Raw genomic sequence first — 15,585 nt, 5'->3', positions numbered from 1 at the left:
AACATAAGACCTGACCGCACTCGCCCCTATGCTGGGCGGGTTCACAGCTTTTGATAGTAGATCACTTTTTTATAAAACGGGGAAAAACCTGTTACTGAAAGCAGGAAAATACAAAGAAAGTAGGGATATATAAAAAGTGGCAAGATTAAGGACAGAATAGGGGGCAGAATACCCCCTATTATTGAGATTAAATCGCCCAACCGCCGGCATAGAATGCCACCAGCGCCACGGCAATAATCACCGTGCCAAGATTTAATTTACGCCATTCGCCGGAACAAATACGGCCAATCACCAGTGAGCTAAAGCCCAACATAATACCGGTGACGATATTGCAGGTCAGCACGATAAATACGGCGCAAAGCAAACCCGACATCGCATCAACGAAATCGTCAAAATCCAGTTTGGATACGTTACTCAGCATCAGCAAGCCGACATACATCAGAGCCGGAGCCGTTGCATAAGCCGGAACCAAGTAGGAAAGCGGAGAGAGGAACAAAATCAGCAAGAACAGGATACCGACGACGGTAGCCGTCAGGCCGGTTTTGCCGCCTGCCGCTGTACCGGCAGCAGATTCAATATAGACAGCCGCAGGAGCCGCGCCCACCAAACCAGCAAAAATGCTGCTGACGGAGTCAGAGGTCAGGGCTTTGCCACCATTGATAATCTGGCCATCTTTATCCAGCAAGTTTGCCTGCCCTGCTACCGCACGGATGGTGCCGGTAGCATCAAAGACGGCAGTCATCACCAAAGCCAACACACTTGGCAACACCACAGGTTTTAATGCGCCCATGATATCAAGGCTGAAAATCAATGAGTTACCATTAGCATCTGCCAGACTTGGCATCGCGAACAGCCCTTGGTACGTCACACTTGGGTCAAAAATCAGGCCAATAACCGAGATGGCGATAATCACCAACAGAATCCCACCCGGAACACGCAGTTTTTCCAAACCGAAAATCACCGCCAGACCCAATAATGTCATCATTACCGGGAAAGAGGTGAATGCGCCCAGCGCTACTGGCAAACCCTCGATGGGGTTCTTGATAACCAGACCGACACCATTTGCCGCAATCAGCAGCAGGAACAGGCCGATACCAATGCCGGTGCCGTGTGCCACGCCCATTGGCAAGTTACGCAATATCCATGAACGGATGCCGGTGACAGAAATAATGGTGAACAGCACCCCCATCAGGAATACCGCGCCCAACGCCACAGGAATGCTAATCTGTTGGCCCAACACCAGACTGAATGCGGTAAACGCAGTCAGAGAGATGGCGCAACCAATCGCCATTGGCAAATTCGCCCACAACCCCATCAACAAAGAGCCTAAACCTGCAACCAAACAGGTCGCAACAAATACGGCTGTTGGCGGGAAGCCCGCTTTACCCAGCATGCTAGGCACAACAATGACCGAGTAGACCATGGCCAAAAAGGTCGTCAGACCGGCCAGCACTTCTTGGCGTACATTACTGCCACGTTCACTAAGCTTAAAAAATGCATCAAGCGAACCTTTTGGCTTTGCCGCCGAGTTCGCTTGAGGATTGGTGCTAGACATGGTGATGTCCCCTGTGTGTCATTTTAAATGTAGTCAGCAAGTCACACGCCCTTTCATACGTAATCGTTTCCGTCTCTGCCGATTAACTCGTCAACTCCTCCAACACCGAAGTCACGGAGAAAATAGCAAACGATTAGCTGGAAGTGCGTATGACTGAAAAAAAATCGAAGTTTAGGGCAGATGTCATTTAAGGCAAACGATTATCTAGCTATTTGCAGCGACTAATCAACATCAGAAAGCGACATTTCATGCATTTTCTTACATTAATTTGTCCGGAAGCATCAATTGTAGAGGGAAACGAAAGTGTGAGCGGCCTCACACTCGTTTATCTGAGATATCTAAACCCCGATAATCATTTTTCTAATGTGAAGGCACCGCCCTTTGCAATCGCTTGTTGATAGGCCGGGCGCTGATGAATGCGGACTAAGAAGTCTTTCAGTTTCGGGAACCCGTCAAGGCCACCACGGGTGTTTATTGCTTCGATAGGAAAGCTCATCTGGATATCGGCGGCACTGAAATCCCGGCCCGCAAACCACAGGTTTTGCATTAAATGCTGCTCGAGATAATCACGGTGCGTGGCAATTTGCTTATTTAGATAATTTTTCTGCACTCCATCCCCCAAGGCTTTCGCTACTGGGCGGATAATCCACGGCACTGGCGGCCCACCCAATCGGCTGAAGATAAGCTTCATCACCAGCAGTGGCATCAATGAGCCTTCCGCATAATGCATCCAGTAACGAAATTGCTGGCGATCATAATGGCCAGTAGGCTTGAACTGCCCTTGAGCATCATAGGTTTCTTGCAAATACTCAATGATGGCACCTGATTCAGCCAACGTCAGATCACCATCAGTTATCACTGGTGACTTCCCCAACGGATGGATTTTTTTCAATTCTGGTGGTGCCAACAAACTGCCGGGATCACGCTGATAGCACTTCAACTCATAGGGAACTTGCAACTCTTCCAACATCCACAAGATACGCTGTGAACGTGAATTATTCAGATGGTGAACAATGACCATGATCGAACTCCATATGATGAATATCAGAGTATTGATTATAGTGATAAAAGGATATTTTGGTTTACGGCATAGTGGATGCAGTTTCCGAGAAGCCAAGCATCGATATTAGAGAGGCAGAGCAACAAACCACAGAATTGACGTAAAAAGGTAATAAAAAACCCTGCCGAGACAGGGTATTATTTTTAGCACTATTCGTACTTAGCGAATCCCAGAATCAGAACGGTTCTAATTACCTGATAGTGGAAAACAAAACAAAAAATATAATAATTTCATATTGTTATATGATAATTTATTAACTATGTGAAGTTTATAGTAAAAAATAGCCTTTATTACGACTAAAAACTTTACTTTCCGCTCTTGGTTGTTGCTCACCGCAATCATTCCAATTTTCTGGAATTAGTCTAAAAGAGAATCAGAGCAACTCTTTGCCTATTGGCAGCCTGAAGTCAACTCTGTTGTGAAGATTAACCTCAGAAATGCCCTCAATAAGATTTTCAAGGGAATATTTAACCAGTTCCGCTGGGCCAATAATGATACAGCCATTTTTGACTTCAATATCAATAGCATCGCCGATACTGAAGCCAACTTTTTCCATAATTGCTTCTGGTATTTTGAATACCGGGCTATCTCCGCATTTCTCAATAATTATCTGGATCATTAGAGCTCCCCCGCTAGTACCATCATACATCATTTCTATAACTATGATTATATATCAACAGCTTACATTACATTATTTCAAACCATTTAGTAAGTATCATTGCACTAATCAGTATTAGTAAAAATAATTCAACTATCTTTTATTAATAGATAATTGATACATCCCGCTACAGCACATCGTCCGCATCAAATAGTATCTAATTGATTAGAAATGATTTTAAGTTAAAAAAGATGAAAAAAGTCAGATGTGCTGTAGTGGGAAAATGATTTTTAATGGAGTGGCTTGCATCCTGTTCGATCACCATTTAACAAATGAAAATTTACACAAACTTACAGAAAGGCTCAAAAATTTGTATACGTAGCGCAGTTGAGGTTAGGATAAGCAAAGCTTCCCGCCTCCGGGTTGCTACTTACCAAAAATACCAAAGCGGGGTGCTACCCCCGCTTTTTTTGTAACTGACACTTATTCAGTAACCGTGACTTTCTGGCCCAGTGACGCGCAGTATGCTGAGTTAGCAATAGAGCTTATGCTATCCCAAAAAAAGCCATAGAACCCGACAATACTGATAAGGATTGAGCCCCCCTGAAAACAGGGCCAGTGCCAACTTCTAATTCATCATGCTCACGGTTTTGCCATGTGCAGGGGGAACATCAGAGTCTGTCAAAGATTGATCCTTTGCGCGGAACAAAGATTTTCTCATACATCCGGGTCGCGTACTCGTCCGTCATACCTGAAACATAGTCGCTAATGACCCGCATTTTTTTATCGTCAGCTTTTTCAGCTTCTCTATACTTCTTGCACGTCTCTGCCGGGAGAAAACGTGTGGGGTCGCTTGCCAGCACATTGAACAGCTCTACAATCAACTTCTGGCCTTTGAACTCCAGTAGCTGAACGTTTTCGTGCCGGATAACCTTGTCCTCAACCAGACTGAAAATGGCCTCACGTAAGGCTTCGACTTCAGCAGGTAGTGCCACTTTATAGCGAAGCATTCCGCACTTGAAATCAGGATGCTGCACCTGAAGCGTGACACTTGTGATCATCAGATGAACCAGCGTTCCGATGCATTCCTTGCGAAGGTAGCTTCTGCCGAACAGCTTATCGGCTACGTCTTCAGCGGTCAGGTCAAACGAGCTACGTTGACATGCTTCAAACAGATGCGACTTGTCACTGAAGTAGTCCATCCACATGCTTTTGTCGATCATTCTCAGTGAGATCGCGTCCTCAAGATCATGGAGTGAGTAGGATATCTCATCCGCTAAGTCCATAATCGTTGTGTCCAGCGCTTTATATTTCGTTTTCCTGTGCTCAACCGGCTCGGTGGTCTTTCTTCCGGATCTGAATAACAGCGCATCATCATGATCAAAAGGTTGGAGTGCGAAGCTGACAGTATCCGCTTCGGAGTCCAGATAGCATTTCGGGGGCTTAAAGCCGGAGGATTTAAACAGCCATTCACGGCTTCCTGACTGTAGCTGGCCGTAAGCGCTCTCGTTGACTACCTCAGAGTAGCTTGCCGGGTATTTCAGCACGCCTAGAATAAGCCTGCGCGTCGGATCCAGCCCGTTGGACTCGGTGTACTTATCCAATTGGGTGAGTATACGCAGCGTCTGTCCGTTACCCTCAAAGCCTCCATAGGCTCTCATGCAGTAGTTAAGCGCAACTTCACCACCATGACCGAAGGGGGGATGGCCGATATCGTGGGCAAGGCAGATAGCCTGCATAAGGCTTGGGTGAGGCAGGAATTCCGCCTCAGTCGCTACCCCAACGGGATAGCGTATATTCAGCTGAGACAGGATGCCGCTGCCAATCTGCGCTACCTCCATAGAGTGAGTCAGCCGTGTGCGGTAGAAGTCGCTCTCGCCCAGCCCCAGCACCTGTGTCTTCGACTGTAATCGCCTGAAGGCGGAAGAGTGGATTAGTCGGGAAAGATCACGTTCGTATTCCGACCTTATTTCATCTGGCCTACGGGTATTGTTCCCCTGACGTTCAGACCAGAGCTGTTCTTTGCTGCGTGTCATACAGGCTCCTGTGGGCAGAATATAGCAATCAGCCTGCTTAAGCGCAGACGTGAGAAATGTAAACCCGGGGCTGAGATTCGTCCCTGTTATTCGGAATGAATCCTCTGTGCCAGCAAACTACCCAGGTTTTATCATCGTTAAAGAGTTCCGGGCGAGTGCTCGTCCGTGCTGCACCCTGGAAGTGAAAATGCATCCGTCGCATCCATCATTGAGCAGAATAAATTATCTATCGCATCTATTCCTGTAACGAGACAATATATTTTTTAAATCATCACGTTGCTATGCGTTAGTGCGAACAGCTATGCAATAGAGTTTACAAAAAACGAACTATCAAGTTATTGATTATGTACTTTGTAGTAAAGGAGCGCGTACACCAATACCGATTGTAATTGACATCATCGTCAGAAATGACGATGATTAGCGCATGAGATATCCCGGTGGTAAAGGCAAGTGCTATCAGAGACTCATCAACCTGATGCCAGTGCACGAGACATATATTGAAACCCACCTTGGTGGAGGAGCTGTGATGCGCAACAAACGGCCAGCAGCCCGTAATATTGGAATCGATATTGACCAACAGGTTATTGATGTATGGCGCGGCGGGGATATTCCCTGCGAACTCATTCAGGATGACGCTATAGCGTATCTCAGTACGTTTCCGTATCAGGGTAGTGAACTGGTTTACGCCGACCCACCCTATGTTCATAGCACGCGTAAACGTAGCAAAATCTATCGTCATGAATATTCAGATGACGATCATCGCCGGTTGCTGCAAGTGCTTGCCAGGTTGCCCTGCATGGTCATGATATCCGGTTACGGAAATCCTATCTATGACGAAATGCTCAGCGGATGGCGCTGCGAGCGATTTAACGCCAAGACTCATACGAGCGTGCGTGAAGAATGCGTATGGATGAACTTTGATGTTCCTGACAGGTTGCATGACGCGCGATACATGGGCAGCAGTTATCGGGAAAGACAGACTCTGGCCCGCAGACGCACTCGGCTTTATGATCGCATAGAACGAATGGAACCCGCAGAGCGCAACGAACTGATCAACTGGCTGAACGCAACTTATGGTCTGGAGACTGTATGACGCAGCGCGGAGCGGTCTTCATTGGACCGACAATTATCAATCTTGACTTTCCAGCTCCGGAACAGGATATCCTGCCGGGTGTTCGGTGGGGAAGAATTGAGGCGTTCCCATCGCCAGCGTACTGGGCCTATCAAATACTCGCCCGTCGTCTGGAAGTCAATGCCGTCAATTACAAGCTTGGGCGAACGCTCAAAGAGGAAGTGGGTGCCTGCCTGCTGGGTGGACACGGCATACCAGCTGCGATAGGCCTTGCCGCATTCAATAAGCTGAAGGATTGCGGTGCGTTTGATGCTCAGCCACCATCTGAAGCCACTCTTTACGAATGGCTATCAGAGCCCATTAAAACTGGTAACAAATCAGTGCGTTACCGCTTTGCTCGGCAAAAATCGCGCTATCTCTCGGTTGCACTAAACAGGCTGGATGTAGAGATGCCGCCGACGGATTCGGGCCGTGCTCTCAGAGACTGGCTGACCTCCATTCCCGGTATTGGTCATAAAACGGCATCATGGATAGCACGTAACTGGCTCTGTGCGGATGATGTCGCTATTCTGGACATTCACATCCTTAGGGCGGGATTACTTGCAGGTTTTTTCCCGGGAGACCTTACTGTTGAACGTGACTACCTGAAGCTGGAACAAATATTTCTGGAGTTCAGTGAAGCTATGGGCGTAAAAGCATCCGAGCTGGATGCGCTTATCTGGTATGAAATGCAGGCCTCTTCCAGTACGGTGTTCAGTCTCATCGAAAACATGCGCGGCCAGCCTCTTGCGAAATTGCGCCCTCGTTCATCGCGAGCCAAAAACCGCCAGTCCGGTACCAGCCAGACGACCTTCCAGTTTTAATCCGGAGCACCAGTCATGGCCTGTAATGCCCAGCGGGCAAAAATTGCATTCTAGCGCTTCGGCAACAAGCGCCATCTGCCCAACAAGAACACCAGAATCGCGCCAAACAAGACTATCAGCATCTGAATATTTTGCTGACGTTTTTCCCGGCTCAGCGATAAGTCTGACAATAATTCCGCTCTGGATATCAATTACCGGCAAAAGCTCATCGCGTATTTCGAATCGGGTCTGCTCAGGGATCCGAAGCGGTGCCAGCGCGTGCATGTCAGGCAGATACAGCTGCCACCCATCCCGTTCAGGGAGGGAAAGAATAATGTGAATAGGATGTATGGCCCCAGCGGAGGGCACGGGGCGTTGAGTTAGTGGAAAGCCATAGCTTGAATGTCCCACAGCCATCACTCTGCCGGTTAGCCATAGCCAGTGAGATAGCTGGGCCTGACTGACGTGGCTGAAGTTTCGCTGTGTTCTACGGGTTTCGATCACATCATTCAATCCGGGAAGCACTGCATTCTCCGAAGGAGGCGGCAGAAAAAACGGATCTCCGGCGGGCCAGTTAACGGGTTGATAGCTGAGTGGCTGTTCACGAGGAACAGGACTAGCGGGAACGGTCCAAGTCATATCCGACATCATCCAGAACCTGAAAATACTTATTGCACCCCCGGCAGTTGCCGCATGGGATGTTTGCCTTATGGCAGCTATGGGCCCAAGCGAGGCCACCTGGCGTAACATCTGAAATTCTGATCAACTCAGAGGTTGATAACGTAATTGCCGGAGCTTCGACAACCATGCCTCCTTCCTGAAACGACATAAGCTCACTGATTCTGCTGATAAAGCCTATGGTACCATCTAGATGCGTTTCATCTGACTTCACTGTGCCGATCCACAGGTGCGTGACGCCAAGCGTTATTGCCTTCATGGCCGCCAGCGAGATGAGCATCTGGTTACGATACGGCCACCAATCGCTCGATGGTGCATTCGGATCCATAGTGGTACCAGCCATATCCCCTGATCCCAGCGAACGGCAGTCAATGCGTATAATGTGATGCTCAATTCCAAGGGCCTCACAGGTGGCAGTGGCAGCTTTAATTTCGGCATTGGCGGCTTGCTGACCGTAGTCGAGTGTCAGTGCTATATCCGGGCGCTTCCACCAGGCAATAGCAATGGAGTCCATTCCGCCAGAAAGTAAAAGTGCGGTTTTCATTTTTGAGCGGCCACCCAGAGCGTTTTATAAATTGCTGTGACGTAATCTTTGCTCAAGATACATCCTGATCCTTCCATCATTTTCTGATCCTCTTCCGATTCGTTCTCGGCATAGAACACCACCGGGGTGCCTAGCGCCCGTGCGTAACCGACTTCATAGATGGTGCCGGAGTCGAGTGCATCACCTATTGCAAAAACGATGTCGGCCTGCCGTATCGCATCAAGATCCTTTTCGACTACTTCTTCTGCGGGTCCGTGTCCAACCATGTGGTAGGGGGAAAAAACGTCCAGCCCAAGATCGCTCAGGTTCCGTCGCGCTTGCTCAACAAGCCAGAGCTGTGCCAAGGTAAAGAAGGGGCCAGCCAGATAGACTTTTCTGTTGCCACCCTCAATGAACGCCTGAGAAAGCTTGATGGGGCTGGGACTGAAAGCAGCCAGCCCTTCTGCTGAAGGAAAAAGTCCGCTTTCGCAGTAGCATGCGGTGGCAAGTGAGGCATAATTCGCAGCATCGTGGGCTGTTTTTTTGTTCAGCATCCACTCACGGGAAAAATAGGCTACGAATGCGTCACCAGATCCAATTTTGTTGACCCGACTTGTCTCATAGGCAGGGATATAGGATATTTTCCCTTTATCGCAGATGAGTGCACCGGCTGGGCCCTGCTTGATAATGATGACTTCGGCATGACCACTTTCGTAGAGAAACTCTGCATGCTCTCTGTCGGATAATTCACTCTGGCCACTAAGGGTCTTCGCCTCATAGCGATTAAGGATCAATGCGAGGTGCTTTGCTCTGGATCCGTTTGCTGTGAATGGCTCCGGATTGGTCACATTCTGGGGATCATATACTGCGTATTCCGCGTCGATTACAGCGGATCCCTCCAGCATTCCATAGCGTAGAATACAGGGCGCTTTCACTGTAATGGCCGGGTAAGGGGTGTCCGGGTAATTGAAAATTCGAGGTTCCGCCAGCCCATGCTCATAATGGAATATGACGGATTCACGTACTTCATTCGTATGAAGCGTGAAGTTTTCAAAACAGGCGCGTTCTCGAAGAACCGAATCGACTACTTCATCAGCGTAGGTGTACAAATCAACGTTTACACCGAGCGTTGCCAGTGCTGATGCCGCCCTTCCCGCTGAACCGTAAACCTGGTGATTTCCTGGATAAAGGATAATTTCATGATAGGTACCGCCTGCAATAGTGATGATCTCCGTACTGACCGTTTTGCTGTTGCTCATATCGCGTACACACTGACCCTGACCTGACCACCGTTAATGGCGGTCACTTTAGCAACATAGGTAGTACCATTACTCATACAGTCACGGAGGCGCTGGATGTAGGGAGAAGCGATACCCCCAGCCTGCATACCGTTGTGCATAGCAACCGTTAGCAGAGTCCCATTTGAATTGATTTGCATAATCCCCATAATCACGCCGATTGACAGCTGCGCTACGACATGCGGATCAGGCGAACTTAACTGAGTATCAATCGTAAGTTTTTCACAGGTCACTTCAAAATCATCCTGACCGAACTGGCCGCCAAAGCTACCCCCACCAGAGCCTGACATAGACACCTCATGTTACAATTATTAATATATTTGATATTTGTATATCAATAAATTTTGTCGGTGTATAGAAAAATTGTTTGCTTTATGTGCAGGTATCAGGTGCTATTTTTTTAACTAACATTAGTCATGATTTGTCTTGATAGTCATCTCGGTAGCGTCAGCCTAAGGTCCTTCGAGCAGACCTCGTCGTGAGGACAGAAAGTGTCCATAATTACGGCACCACCTCAATTAACGTATTGAATAAATTACCTATTACAGATAAAACAATCGTTCTTCGGGATAAAACTTCCGTTACCCTAATTAAACATGTATTCTACCCGGCTGGGCTTTTTCCAGCGAAAAAACGCGGAGTTAGCACACATGAAGCGGAAACACAGGGTATTCACCTCCCTTTCGCGCCGTAAACGCCGCGCTAAAACCCGAGAAATCAAAAACCTTATCCACCGTGAACGGCATCGCTGTGGTGGTATATTCTATGACGAGTGCGATATAGATGAGGCATTTGCATGCGGAAACTGGAAGTGGAGCGACATACTTTTCTTGGGAAGAGACTCTGCGATTTTCTGGAATGCGGAGATAATTACGGCCAGTGTAGAATTTAGTGATAGAGTCGAATCAATCGCATTCAATGAAGCATGGTCGATGCTGGATGATGGCGAACGGTTCTGTGATTTGTGCAATAAACCAGCACTCGCCCAATTCGCAGGGCTGACATGGATGGAATATCTTGAGAAGCGAGAACAGGAAATAGCCCGAGAAAACCCACCAATAGTTCACAGTGGTTATCTGTATCCTACCCGGCTATGCAAATGGTATTGGTTTGCAGATTATCGTTGATGTTGATGTTTTGAGCCGTGACATCATTGAATCTGCTATCGCAGATTTCATTACGCGAGGTGAGCGCGAATGGGTCTCGAATGAACCAGCGTACCCCAAGGTATTTCAAGAAACTTTCACTGTAGATTAGAAGGAAAATATTGAGTCTTGAGATAAAAATACCATTACAGATAAAGTAGTTAATTAAATTGTAAGCATCCCGGTAAGCCAACACATAATATGTATATTGAGAGTTTTAACGAAGATTTCGATACGAACATCTGAATGAACGCGGTTCAATGTTATTGTACATAAAATGATTAATGCATGATGACAATTACCGACAACACTCAGCGCTGGATTCTCTGCCCTTCCTTCTAAATTTTCAGCAGTTGGAAGAACATAAAAAGCTTTCGGAACAGCGTGAAAAAATCAGAGCTGCTCTTTACCTGTTGGTAAACCGAAGCTAATTTTTTGGTGAAGATTAACTGCGGAAATTCCCTTCAAGAGAGTATCCAAGGAATATATTTTCAGTTCCGTATGGCCAATGATGATGAAACCATATTGGTCTTTAATATCAATAACATCATTTGCACCTAAGCCAAATTTTTTCATACCAAACTCCGCTCCGGGACTCTAACCACCGGGCTGCTCCTCCATTTTTCAATAATAAGAACCATTATAGCCCCCTCATGGGTATCCGCATACAGAGTTTCGATAATCCTGCAAGTGTAGCAGTGAGCTGAATCACTGGACTAAAAGTCATATAGGATCCCTCTTGAGCGTTTTCTCCGGGCTCAGCGCTGACGGGCAAAGCCTTAAAAATGTCCTAGAAAGTTCGGGGGAAACCAGCTGGTGTGATGTATCACTCAGACTAGGGAAGTCACTATACAAGCAGATAATTCAGGCAGTTACTGTGGCGGCACAGAATTAAACAAAGCATGAGTCGACGTGGAGATTTTTGGGACAATAGCCAAATAGAGCGATTTTCCGCAGCCTGAAATCAGAATGGAGGCCCAGTTGTGGATACGCAAATATTAGCGAAGCAAATCGATCCATAACTGACTACATCATTGGTTATTACAGCCAGCTCAGACCTCAACAATATAATGGTGTCTTAACACCCAATGAATCAGATCGATTATTTTGGGAAGGTTCTAAAACTGCGGCAAATTTTTGTTGACCACTTCAAACTGAAAAGAATGGTGTCTAAGGCACTCTAGGCTCGACAACCCCCTACTACATAGGCCAAAAGCTGTGTAGTAGGGGGCTACCTCAAAGGAAAGACTCAGACGAATCTTGCCAAGTATAATTCCCATGCATAGGGCAATCATACCTGTTAGCGCTGGTGTGTGCGGCTGCCAACAGCCATTAAGGGTGCCTGATGCGCTTCCTCTCAGTATACTGCATTGCTAAGTTTCGCGTCCAGCTCCTTTGCAAAATCAAAGTCATTCCATTTTGTAAACCAATATTTATTTAATGAAATAATTCGTTTCACATCCGATTTTTCAATATCATACCGAGAAAGCAGGGATTTTTTAAAAGAAACAGATATGTATGGGCAAGCAATTAAATCCAACGTTAAGTGAACCAATTCAGACTCATTTAGAAGGGTGTCAACTTTCATGCTATAAATATTTTCGACATGAAGCAAAAGATGCTTCCTGATTCCATCATATCTTTTTTTGTCACTCATATAAAAAATTAGAGAAGTAATGGAAAAGTAATTCAGATTATCATCAAATGAGTAGACACCACCTTCAAATCTAATATTGAAATACTTCATCAAACTTTTTTCACCTAACCAATAATATTTACCAAGTTGCCTAATGAGCACTAACAAATATAAAGTTTCTATCGGTGTTGTTTTATCAATGGAGTATTTATCTAAAATAGAACATGAATTATCGAATACACATTTGAATACAATATGTTGATATTCCTCGCCTATTTTTTGATCTTTGACAAACATAATTACTTGCTGAATTATCCTGCATAATTTTATAGTGCTATTCACTTTAGGAGCAACTGCATATATAAAATATGTGAAATTCACCACCGATACAATAGCATTAATTAGTTGATGCTCGCCACTTTCATCTTTTGAAAGCTCTTTATAATCTTTAAAAAGTGCCTTTATTTTTCTTTCAATGATAGACAATGAATAGTTTAAGATATCCGAATATGTTATACCTGATACAGAAAGTATAGATTTAAAGTCGGTAGATAAACTATTTTGATGTATGTAGACATTCCCTTTCTTAATATCTTCCTCTAGAGAACCATTGTCAGTAATGTTATAAGATATTCTTTCTGATATCAAATTCGCTATTTTTTTCTTGGCTATAGTTATTGGCGTTATTATTGGACGAGAAAACCTCTCTTCTTTATATTTATTCAAACTTAGCTTGAAGGTTTTTAGATTTTTCTGCGTACTTATTCTAATTTTATTGAAAACATCATCATCATTATAAAAAATGAAATAGTCATCGACATAGCGATATACTTGGTAATCCCCACCAAGAACTAAACCATCTATATTAAGATCATTGATAATATTGTTATCCACTGACTGCATTATTATCTCTGCAAAAATCCTGGATAATTCTGGCCCAATTATTATTCCATTTGTCTCGTTGTAGTTCGACCTCTGCATCAATTGATCAAATTTAAATGGGAATGTCGATTGTGTCTTACTCAACTGTTGTTTTGCGTAATTTTTTTGCAAAACAGCCCATGAAATTGAATGGGTGTATATTGAATCAAAACAGTTCGACACATCTAATTTAGAGAGGAAATTAAAACGCTTTTCACACCAATGATGATCTTCAGATTCATAAAATTCAAAAATATTACGATATTTCTTATAAACGAAAAAAGATTTTAAATTTTCATAATCCTGACCTTCAACCTCAATACTTAAATCTTCTTTCTCAAAACTTTCAATAAGAGACTTTGACTCGATGTAAGTACAACCAGCGGTCCTTTTTGCTGATCTGAGGCTAAATGGACTAACATTTGAATAGTATGTTATTAAATCTTTATAATTTCTATAGAAATCAACGCCTAATAACTGTCCTTTAGGATGCATTAGAGACAAGTATCTGTATTCTTTATGTTTATGTGAAATTGGAAAAGTAAAAGCAATGCTAGGTAGTTTAGAATACTTGATATTTGTTTTAGTATAACTAATACCATCATCAAGAATTTCAACTATTTCTGTATTCTGCTCAAGACCCAATAAAATTAAAATCAAACTATTTAAACAGTCATCTTTCTTTAACCATATAAAATTCAACCCATCATGTTTTATTTGATGCTTAACAATAAAATTGTAAAAATGTCTATTTGAAAAAGTAATAGGAACTTCATATGGTAAAAAATCTGAAAGAACTACTCTCTCTATTGGGAAATTTATCGATAACGCTTTTTTAGACATGTGACCATCCCTTAGATATATCGCTAAATTCTATGAAACTAAATTTTCTAAAAATTTTATCTTCAAAACCTTTACTAAAGGAAAACCTACTAATTCTTTTTTTAAGTTTCTGGTCTTGCAAACCATTTATTTTACTCACCAAATAAGAATCCAATCCATTTAAATCAGATAAATCAGTTATAAATCGATTGCTAAAATATATCCCAACAAATGCTTTTGATTTACTATTATAAAGACGGGTGTTTCCGGTGAGAAATTTCATTCTAAGCAAAATATTTTTTTCTGCTCTCTTTGGTGTTTTACTAACACTCTGATTGTATTCATCAAATGCTTTATCAATTCGACTTCTAATTTTTTTAACCTTATTAGAACTCATCTTTATACTGTAATCTCTAGCTGTTATCTGAAATTTATAGCCTAGATATTCAAAATTTTTATTAGATTGTGTAAATAAATCCAACTCTTCTGTTTTATTATTAAGAGACAGGGCTCGGTCATTTATAATTTTAGTGATTTGAGGGAGGTAGCCACAAGTATTCCTCCCTTTATCTGGTGAGAAGATCACTATTAAATCATCTACAAATCGTTCGTAATAAGTAACATCTGGCAAAGCCCTTATTTTATCATCTACAACACTCATATACAACTCAGATAAATAAGAGCTTATGCCTACACCACGAGGCACCCCTTTATCTAGCCCAGTTAAACCCTGGTATTCCCTAATTAACTGAGTAATCACTCGACGTGGCGGAACAGATAACTTAGGTGATGAATGCAACATATCTAATAAAGACTTATGGTTTATGGATTCATAAAAACTTTCAACATCGGCCCTGATTATATATTTTGGACTAACTTCCTTAATCAGGGCGCTTAGGCGACTGATAATCAGATCCCTATTATTTGATTTTATTGTGTATAACGAACTTAAAATAAATTTTATTTGCCTAGACACAAATAATGCTTCAACTGTATTACCAATTGAATATACATTCTTATTCTTCACTTGATGTGGTAATAACGTCAAAGGTAAAGTGTACCCTTTTACACCGACATTCTGTGCAATAATTTTCAACTTGCTATTCACTTCATTATTATATTGTTCCTTTCTAATCTTAATATGTTCATTAATTATATTTTTCCTTTCTTCAAATTTAGTCGTACTAATCTTATCATTTCTCAGCCTTCTTGCAAGCCAATAAATAAAACCTTTTAACATTATTATTTTCTTCCTAATTTTATAAGCATCAGGAAAGTATTCAACTTCTAAAGTACCTTTATTTTTTCTATCTAGGTCGTATATCCTTCTAAAATTTCTCGCTGAAAAAGACTGGTCAATCATTTTCAATCTCCTTTATAAATAATATTACGAAAAATT

The 15,585-nt window shown here is 43.5% G+C and carries 14 protein-coding genes and 1 pseudogene; 4 read left to right on the top strand and 11 right to left on the bottom strand.

Annotation, left to right across the window (positions count from 1 at the left end; all coding sequences use genetic code 11):
* Positions 1-187: 187 nt before the first annotated feature.
* From HUZ92_RS00280 to HUZ92_RS00265, 4 genes are all read right to left on the bottom strand, one after another.
* Positions 188-1,555 carry an NCS2 family permease gene (locus tag HUZ92_RS00280; protein WP_050101692.1) on the bottom strand — a complete coding sequence of 456 codons (1,368 nt, stop codon included), beginning with the start codon at positions 1,553-1,555 and terminating at the stop codon, positions 188-190.
* A 352-nt stretch (positions 1,556-1,907) separates the two neighbouring features.
* A complete protein-coding gene (locus tag HUZ92_RS00275) occupies positions 1,908-2,576 on the bottom strand; it encodes a glutathione S-transferase family protein (RefSeq protein ID WP_050101693.1) in 669 nt (222 codons plus the stop codon).
* A 412-nt stretch (positions 2,577-2,988) separates the two neighbouring features.
* The gene (locus HUZ92_RS00270) at positions 2,989-3,234 is read right to left on the bottom strand and encodes an AbrB/MazE/SpoVT family DNA-binding domain-containing protein (protein WP_001548021.1); all 246 of its coding nucleotides are present in this window, start codon (positions 3,232-3,234) and stop codon (positions 2,989-2,991) included.
* Positions 3,235-3,884: 650 nt separating this feature from the next.
* Positions 3,885-5,249 carry an anti-phage deoxyguanosine triphosphatase gene (locus HUZ92_RS00265; RefSeq protein ID WP_106939559.1) on the bottom strand — a complete coding sequence of 455 codons (1,365 nt, stop codon included), beginning with the start codon at positions 5,247-5,249 and terminating at the stop codon, positions 3,885-3,887.
* A 526-nt stretch (positions 5,250-5,775) separates the two neighbouring features.
* Here HUZ92_RS00265 and HUZ92_RS00260 point away from each other — a divergent pair.
* Together HUZ92_RS00260 and HUZ92_RS00255 are read left to right on the top strand one after the other, a co-directional pair.
* Positions 5,776-6,342, top strand: coding sequence for a DNA adenine methylase (locus tag HUZ92_RS00260; RefSeq protein WP_001514831.1), 567 nt, complete (start codon positions 5,776-5,778; stop codon positions 6,340-6,342).
* On the top strand, positions 6,339-7,184 hold the full coding sequence (locus HUZ92_RS00255) for an 8-oxoguanine DNA glycosylase (protein ID WP_044650562.1): 846 nt from the start codon (positions 6,339-6,341) through the stop codon (positions 7,182-7,184). Before HUZ92_RS00260 ends, HUZ92_RS00255 begins: the two co-directional genes overlap by 4 nt.
* Here HUZ92_RS00255 and HUZ92_RS00250 read toward each other — a convergent pair.
* Genes HUZ92_RS00250 through HUZ92_RS00235 form a run of 4 tightly spaced genes read right to left on the bottom strand, consistent with a single transcriptional unit; the run spans position 7,128 to position 9,952 of the window.
* A complete protein-coding gene (locus tag HUZ92_RS00250; protein WP_223371151.1) occupies positions 7,128-7,802 on the bottom strand; it encodes a nitroreductase family protein in 675 nt (224 codons plus the stop codon). The genes HUZ92_RS00255 and HUZ92_RS00250 overlap by 57 nt on opposite strands.
* Positions 7,780-8,385: a 7-cyano-7-deazaguanine synthase gene (locus tag HUZ92_RS00245; RefSeq protein ID WP_046877730.1), complete on the bottom strand. Its 606-nt coding sequence runs from the start codon at positions 8,383-8,385 to the stop codon at positions 7,780-7,782. The genes HUZ92_RS00250 and HUZ92_RS00245 overlap by 23 nt, the downstream gene beginning before the upstream one ends.
* Positions 8,382-9,623: a PfkB family carbohydrate kinase gene (locus tag HUZ92_RS00240; protein WP_077257501.1), complete on the bottom strand. Its 1,242-nt coding sequence runs from the start codon at positions 9,621-9,623 to the stop codon at positions 8,382-8,384. The genes HUZ92_RS00245 and HUZ92_RS00240 overlap by 4 nt, the downstream gene beginning before the upstream one ends.
* The gene (locus tag HUZ92_RS00235; RefSeq protein ID WP_001514826.1) at positions 9,620-9,952 is read right to left on the bottom strand and encodes a hypothetical protein; all 333 of its coding nucleotides are present in this window, start codon (positions 9,950-9,952) and stop codon (positions 9,620-9,622) included. The genes HUZ92_RS00240 and HUZ92_RS00235 overlap by 4 nt, the downstream gene beginning before the upstream one ends.
* A 360-nt stretch (positions 9,953-10,312) precedes the next feature.
* Between HUZ92_RS00235 and HUZ92_RS00230 the strand changes: the two genes are divergently transcribed.
* Entirely contained in the window at positions 10,313-10,789 is a 477-nt protein-coding gene (locus HUZ92_RS00230) for a hypothetical protein (protein ID WP_235897012.1), read from the top strand.
* 411 nt (positions 10,790-11,200) lie between these two features.
* Here HUZ92_RS00230 and HUZ92_RS00225 read toward each other — a convergent pair whose 3' ends face one another.
* Positions 11,201-11,383 carry an AbrB/MazE/SpoVT family DNA-binding domain-containing protein gene (locus HUZ92_RS00225; protein ID WP_235897013.1) on the bottom strand — a complete coding sequence of 61 codons (183 nt, stop codon included), beginning with the start codon at positions 11,381-11,383 and terminating at the stop codon, positions 11,201-11,203.
* 167 nt (positions 11,384-11,550) lie between these two features.
* On the opposite strand from HUZ92_RS00225, the pseudogene HUZ92_RS20795 reads away from it, so the two are divergent.
* A pseudogene (locus HUZ92_RS20795) lies at positions 11,551-11,951 on the top strand (DDE-type integrase/transposase/recombinase); the annotation flags it as partial.
* Positions 11,952-12,164: 213 nt separating this feature from the next.
* On the opposite strand, the gene drt3b reads toward HUZ92_RS20795, so the two are convergent.
* Both drt3b and drt3a read right to left on the bottom strand, forming a co-directional pair.
* Complete coding sequence (drt3b, locus tag HUZ92_RS00220; RefSeq protein ID WP_145580124.1) at positions 12,165-14,207, bottom strand: antiviral reverse transcriptase Drt3b; 2,043 nt, start codon at positions 14,205-14,207, stop codon at positions 12,165-12,167.
* Positions 14,200-15,549, bottom strand: a complete 1,350-nt coding sequence (gene drt3a / locus HUZ92_RS00215; protein WP_145580125.1) for an antiviral reverse transcriptase Drt3a — start codon at positions 15,547-15,549, stop codon at positions 14,200-14,202. Before drt3a ends, drt3b begins: the two co-directional genes overlap by 8 nt.
* Positions 15,550-15,585: the final 36 nt, after the last annotated feature.

This window comes from Yersinia vastinensis, assembly GCF_902726565.1.
GTDB lineage: Bacteria > Pseudomonadota > Gammaproteobacteria > Enterobacterales > Enterobacteriaceae > Yersinia > Yersinia vastinensis.
Note: the sequence above shows the minus strand (reverse complement) of the source record. Positions and strands in the feature narration are given on the sequence as shown.

Excerpts from the sequence above, each read along its gene's own strand:
- HUZ92_RS00280 (WP_050101692.1), bottom strand. The coding sequence starts at position 1,555 with ATGTCTAGCACCAATCCTCAAGCGAACTCGGCGGCAAAGCCAAAAGGT.
- HUZ92_RS00275 (WP_050101693.1), bottom strand. The coding sequence starts at position 2,576 with ATGGTCATTGTTCACCATCTGAATAATTCACGTTCACAGCGTATCTTG.
- HUZ92_RS00270 (WP_001548021.1), bottom strand. The coding sequence starts at position 3,234 with ATGATCCAGATAATTATTGAGAAATGCGGAGATAGCCCGGTATTCAAA.
- HUZ92_RS00265 (WP_106939559.1), bottom strand. The coding sequence starts at position 5,249 with ATGACACGCAGCAAAGAACAGCTCTGGTCTGAACGTCAGGGGAACAAT.
- HUZ92_RS00260 (WP_001514831.1), top strand. The coding sequence starts at position 5,776 with ATGCGCAACAAACGGCCAGCAGCCCGTAATATTGGAATCGATATTGAC.
- HUZ92_RS00255 (WP_044650562.1), top strand. The coding sequence starts at position 6,339 with ATGACGCAGCGCGGAGCGGTCTTCATTGGACCGACAATTATCAATCTT.
- HUZ92_RS00250 (WP_223371151.1), bottom strand. The coding sequence starts at position 7,802 with ATGACTTGGACCGTTCCCGCTAGTCCTGTTCCTCGTGAACAGCCACTC.
- HUZ92_RS00245 (WP_046877730.1), bottom strand. The coding sequence starts at position 8,385 with ATGAAAACCGCACTTTTACTTTCTGGCGGAATGGACTCCATTGCTATT.
- HUZ92_RS00240 (WP_077257501.1), bottom strand. The coding sequence starts at position 9,623 with ATGAGCAACAGCAAAACGGTCAGTACGGAGATCATCACTATTGCAGGC.
- HUZ92_RS00235 (WP_001514826.1), bottom strand. The coding sequence starts at position 9,952 with ATGTCAGGCTCTGGTGGGGGTAGCTTTGGCGGCCAGTTCGGTCAGGAT.
- HUZ92_RS00230 (WP_235897012.1), top strand. The coding sequence starts at position 10,313 with ATGAAGCGGAAACACAGGGTATTCACCTCCCTTTCGCGCCGTAAACGC.
- HUZ92_RS00225 (WP_235897013.1), bottom strand. The coding sequence starts at position 11,383 with ATGAAAAAATTTGGCTTAGGTGCAAATGATGTTATTGATATTAAAGAC.
- drt3b (WP_145580124.1), bottom strand. The coding sequence starts at position 14,207 with ATGTCTAAAAAAGCGTTATCGATAAATTTCCCAATAGAGAGAGTAGTT.
- drt3a (WP_145580125.1), bottom strand. The coding sequence starts at position 15,549 with ATGATTGACCAGTCTTTTTCAGCGAGAAATTTTAGAAGGATATACGAC.